Origin of the sequence: Micromonospora maritima (assembly GCF_902825405.1) — a bacterium.
In the GTDB taxonomy this organism is placed as follows: domain Bacteria; phylum Actinomycetota; class Actinomycetes; order Mycobacteriales; family Micromonosporaceae; genus Micromonospora; species Micromonospora maritima.
The window spans coordinates 1-2582 of the sequence record NZ_CADEAU010000651.1 but is presented as its reverse complement, the minus strand read 5'-3'; the positions used below and the strand labels follow the sequence as shown (position 1 = coordinate 2582).

Genomic DNA, 2582 nt, shown 5'->3' with positions numbered 1-2582 from the left:
GTGCGCGGCGGCGGGCGGCGTGATGGTCACCGGCACCCCGGAGGGCTCCCGCGCCCCGGTCAGCCGGCCCAGCTCCGCGTCCCCGGCGCGCACCCGGGTGGTCTGCGGGTTGATCCCCGCGGTGCTCATCAGCCGGGCGACGTCCCGGCGCTGCTCCGGCAGGACCAGGGTGACCACGGTGCCCGACTCCCCCGCGCGGGCGGTCCGGCCGCCCCGGTGCAGGTAGTCCTTCGCCTCGGTCGGCGGGTCCGCGTTGACCACCAGGTCCAGCCCGTCCACGTGGATGCCCCGGGCGGCCACGTCGGTGGCCACCAGCGCGGTGACCTGGCCGGTGCGGAACTGCTCCAGGATCCGGGTGCGCTGCGGCTGCGACTTGCCGCCGTGCAGCGCCGCGGCGCGTACGCCCTTGGCGAGCAGCTGCCGGGCCACCCGGTCGGCGCGGTGCTTGGTGGCGATGAAGACGATGGTGCGGCCCTCGCGGGCGGCGATGTGCGCCAGCGCGGTCTGCTTGTCCTCCGCCTCCAGGTGCAGCACGTGGTGGGTCATCGCGGTCACCGTGGCGGTGCCCGGGTCGACCGAGTGCGTCACCGGGTCGGTCAGGAAGCGCCGGACCAGCCGGTCCACGCCCCGGTCCAGGGTCGCCGAGAACAGCATCCGCTGCCCGCCCGGCGCGACCTGCTCCAGCAGCTTCGTCACCTGCGGCAGGAAGCCCATGTCGGCCATCTGGTCGGCCTCGTCCAGCACGGTGATGGCCACCTGGTCCAGCCGGGCGTCGCCCCGGTCGATCAGGTCGTGCAGCCGGCCGGGCGTGGCCACCAGCACCTCGGCGCCGGCGCGCAGCGCGTCCGCCTGGCGGGTCAGGGACAGCCCGCCGACCACGGTGGCGCACCGCAGCTTGAGCGCGGTCGCGTAGGGGGTGAGCGCGGCGGTCACCTGCTGGGCCAGTTCCCGGGTGGGCACCAGCACCAGGGCGAGCGGGCGGCCGGGACGGGCCCGGTGACCGGCCGTACGGTGCAGCAGCGGGAGCCCGAACGCCAGCGTCTTGCCGGAGCCGGTGCGGCCGCGGCCGAGCACGTCCCGGCCGGCCAGCGAGTCGGGCAGCGTGGCGGACTGGATCGGGAACGGCGCGGTGATGCCCTGCCGGGTCAGCTCGGCGACGAGCGCCGGGGCCAGGCCGGTGTCGGCGAAGGTGGGCAGAGTGGTGCTCACGGACATGCGGAAAGCCTTCCTCGAGGCGGCACGTGTCGAGGAAGGGCGCCGGAAGCCGGCGCGTCACCGGCGTCACCGGTGGTCACAAGCACGAACCGAAAAGGGTACGGGCCGGCCCGCCTCGGCGCGCCACGTCCCGCGGACGGGAGGGCGGCGCGGCGGGCCGGCCCGTGCACCGCGCCCGACGGGGCGCGGTGGTGGTGCCGGTTGATCCGAAGATCAGAGCGGACGGATGTTCTCCGCCTGCGGGCCCTTCTGGCCCTGGGTCACCTCGAACTCGACCCGCTGGTTCTCGTCCAGGCTCCGGTAGCCGGAGGTCTGGATCGCCGAGAAGTGGGCGAAGACGTCGGCGCCGCCGTCGTCCGGGGTGATGAAGCCGAAGCCCTTGTCAGCGTTGAACCACTTGACGGTGCCAATTGCCATGTGTTTCGTCTCCTTGACGGAACGGTCGGCCCGCACGTGTTGCGGGCCGGAGAGGAGCCCACCGCGCGATGGTCGCACGGCGTGCCTGTCGCTGCTGGTCGCCCCGCCCGGAGAACTCCGGACACAACAAAGAGCGCCTGGGGCCACAATCCGCCAGGCGCACACAGAGTCTCTGGAAACCAAAACTGCAACCCGGACAACGTATCACGGATCCCGGCCGTTGGGGAGATCACCGGGAGAATTCCGGGACGTCGGCCACCAACGCGGTCAGGCCCGCGGCGTCGAGCAGGTCGGTCGGACGGACCGTCGCGGAGTCCCGGACGTAGTGGAAGGCGGCGCCGACCCGGTCGACCGGCACCCCGGCCAGCTCGGCCCAGGCGAGCCGGTAGACCGCCAACTGCACCGCCGCCGCGTCCGCCTCCCGGCCGACGGGCTGCCGGCCGGTCTTCCAGTCGACCACGTCGTAGCGCCCGCCCGGGCGGGCGAAGACGGCGTCCATCCGGCCCCGGACCACCACACCGGCGATCACCGTGGCGAACGGCACCTCCACCTCCACCGGCACCCGGTCGGCCCACTCGCTGGCCAGGAAGCGCTCCTGGAGCTCGGCGAGCGCCTCGTCCGGGGCGGCGTCGTCGTCGGCCGCGCCGGGCAGCTCGTCGACGTCCAGCAGGCGGTCCGCGCCGAAGCGCTGCTCCAGCCAGGCGTGGAAGGCGGTGCCGCGCCGGGCGTACGGGTTGGGTTCGCTCGGCATCGGCCGGCGCAGCGTACGGGCCAGCGCCTCGGGGTCGCGGCGCAACGCCACCAGCTGGGTCACCGAGAGCTGGGCGGGCAGTTCGACCTCGACCGCCTCGGCCCGGCGGGCCAGCTCCGCCCGCTCGGCGAGCAGCAGGTCGGCCTCGCGCCGCCAGCGGGCCACCTCCGGGTCGTCGCCCGCCGGGTCGGCCGGGACC

At 74.7% G+C, this 2582-nt stretch carries 3 protein-coding genes; all 3 read right to left on the bottom strand.

Annotated features, from left to right (window positions below; translation table 11 throughout):
• Nucleotides 1-1215: DEAD/DEAH box helicase (locus tag HUW36_RS30580; RefSeq protein ID WP_246248405.1), on the bottom strand; the 1215-nt coding region annotated here is incomplete at its 3' end.
• A 213-nt stretch (nucleotides 1216-1428) separates the two neighbouring features.
• Nucleotides 1429-1632, bottom strand: a complete 204-nt coding sequence (cspE, locus tag HUW36_RS30575) for a transcription antiterminator/RNA stability regulator CspE (protein WP_013288421.1) — start codon at nucleotides 1630-1632, stop codon at nucleotides 1429-1431.
• 229 nt (nucleotides 1633-1861) lie between these two features.
• On the bottom strand, nucleotides 1862-2582 hold a 721-nt coding region (locus tag HUW36_RS30570), incomplete at its 5' end, for a RecB family exonuclease (RefSeq protein ID WP_174531261.1).